Raw genomic sequence first — 2452 nt, 5'->3', positions numbered from 1 at the left:
TGTGTTTGGCAATATAAAAATGCATAAAACGGCAAAGAAAAATGCAGAAAAAATATTGGCCATTGCCAGCACAAAAAGATACATAAGAGTTAAAATTTAACAGTTTGAGAGGGCGTTTTTAAATCTATAACTCTCACCCTTAAACACCAGGATATGAGCATGGTGAATAAGGCGGTCTATCGCGGCTGCTGCCAGCCGATTATCAAGAAAAACGGTGTTCCAGTTACTAAATTCCAGGTTTGATGTAATTATGATGCTGTTTTTCTCGTAATAGTCTGATATTACATTGAATAGTAGCTCGGCTCCATCTTTATGAATTGGGGTAAATCCTAATTCATCGAGAATTAATAAATCGTTTTGCCTCACCTCCCGCAAAAAGGCCCGTAAATTCATTTTCTTAAGGTTTTCGGTTAAAAGGTTTACTAGGTCTACTACCCGGTAAAATTTAACCTTATATTCAAGGCTACAGGCCTTAATTCCTAAAGCTATAGCTAAATGGGTTTTGCCTGTACCCACTTCCCCAAGCATGATTATGTTTTGCTGCTTTTCAATAAAGGTAAGCTCGGTGAGCTCTTCGATGCTGATTGTTTGGGGAAAATTTATATTGCTAAAGCTGTAATTTTCCAGGGTTTTTATATTGGGAAAACCGGCTTTTTTGATAAGTCGTTTTATTTTACTTTGTTTTCTGCCGGTAAGTTCTATTTGCAAAAGCTCGGCTAAGTATTGTTCCGGCGTGGTAAAATGGACTTTATGATAGTTATTTGATATATACCCGAGCTTTAATTGCTTGCAAAGCTGATTTACTGTTTGTTTATCCATTTTCCCTTTCCCCCCTTAATAAGCGCTCGTACCGGGTTAAGTCCGGGTTAAAGCCACTGTAGTTTTGATTGTTAATTGCCAGGGGCAAAGGGGTGGTTCTGTTATTGCTGGCAATTTTATAAGCCGAAAGCTTTATCCGGGCCAAATCAACATTGCTTTGTTCGCTGTAGTCAGTAAGAGCCTGTTCAACAACCTGCAGTGTGTATTCCTCTAAAAGCTCGGCCATTTGCCAGAGTCGTTCCTTTCGTTGTTCATTGTCCTCAATTGTTAAATATCTTTTGACATTAGGCGGTAAAAATTCATAATGGGTAGAATGGAGAAAAGCTTTTGGCTTTTTCTTTACCAGGTCAAAGAATGCTTTCCAATCAATTTCTACTTCTTTTTGCTTGTAAGCTCGAGGAATCTCAGTTATAACCTCCATCTGGCTGTTGTAAATGGTCAGGGTGTTCCATCTTGCCACTACTAATAAACTTTCTCCTGGCTTTGCCGGGATGCCATAGTAGTAAATTTGGTTGTGCTTTATTCGGCCGTATTTGTCCACTGTTACCGTAGCTGTAGTGTAAGGATAAAAAGGCTTGGGTGGTAACACTTTTAGCTGCTGCTGGTCTTTGGCAAATAAATCCCGGATTTTTTGCTGTTTTTCATAGTGGGTTTTATCCAGGTATTTCAAGGATTTCTGCAAAAGTTCCCGGTTAAAAGATTCAAGGTCGTTGATTTCAGGCAGGGGGACAAAAAAGTTTCGCCTGATATAACCCACTTTATTTTCCACATTACCTTTTTCATTGGCGGCTTGAACATTACAAAAGATGGGTTCAAAACCATAATGAAGACAAAATCGTTGAAACGATTCGGTTAATTCTCTCTCTCCGTTGGCTTTTACTTTGGCTACTGCAGCAGTAAGATTATCAAAGGTTATCATTCCTGGTGTACCACCAAGAAATTCAAAAATGTTCTTTAAAGCTTCTTGCAAACACTCGCTGTTTTCTGCAGGCATAAGCTGAGTAAAAGCAGCATTGCTGTAGGGAAAACTTAAAACTAAAGAGCTGTATTGTTTAATTACGCCCTTTTCTATTACCTGAACTTTACCAAAATCTGCCTGAGCAGCACCAGGTTGGGCACTAAGCTTAACATAAATCTCGCTTTGGGATTTATATAGTTCTTTTTTAATTTCAGCTACCCAGAGACGAACGGTACGGTCACTGCCGGGAAAATTATGTTCTTCCACAAGGCGCTCATAAACTCTTTGCGCAGTATGCCGCTGTTTTCTGGGAAGCTTTAAGTCTTCTTTTAGCCAAATAGAGATAATTTCATAATATTCATCTTTAAGACTGGATCTTTTCTTTTTCTTAATCTCGATATTCCAGTCATCCCGATCACTGTACTTTTTGGCAGTCCTCCAATTGATATTATGGATGTTGGCAATTTTGGAAATACTGTACCCTTTCTTTTCTCTCAAATATTTGATAGAATTAATATCAGCCATTGCTAGCATCCTTTCTATACCTCCTGTTCGTATTGGTCTACAAACAAGAGGTTATTAGATTTTGGGACTGCTGGCAATGGTTTTTTTTTACTAATCCTAACTCTGCACTTTTACCTTGCCAAACTCTGCACTTTTATTTTGCCATAAACA

Annotated in this window: 2 protein-coding genes; both read right to left on the bottom strand. The window is 38.5% G+C overall.

The genetic code is table 11. The features are described 5' to 3' along the window. Positions 1 to 96: 96 nt before the first annotated feature. A complete protein-coding gene (gene istB / locus ciss_RS07160; protein ID WP_075865605.1) occupies positions 97 to 819 on the bottom strand; it encodes an IS21-like element helper ATPase IstB in 723 nt (240 codons plus the stop codon). After that, entirely contained in the window at positions 812 to 2311 is a 1500-nt protein-coding gene (gene istA / locus ciss_RS07155) for an IS21 family transposase (RefSeq protein ID WP_075865604.1), read from the bottom strand. The genes istB and istA overlap by 8 nt, the downstream gene beginning before the upstream one ends. Between the last annotated feature and the right edge of the window lie 141 nt (positions 2312 to 2452).

Origin of the sequence: Carboxydothermus islandicus (genome assembly GCF_001950325.1) — a bacterium.
GTDB lineage: Bacteria > Bacillota > Z-2901 > Carboxydothermales > Carboxydothermaceae > Carboxydothermus > Carboxydothermus islandicus.
Note: the sequence above shows the minus strand (reverse complement) of the source record. Positions and strands in the feature narration are given on the sequence as shown.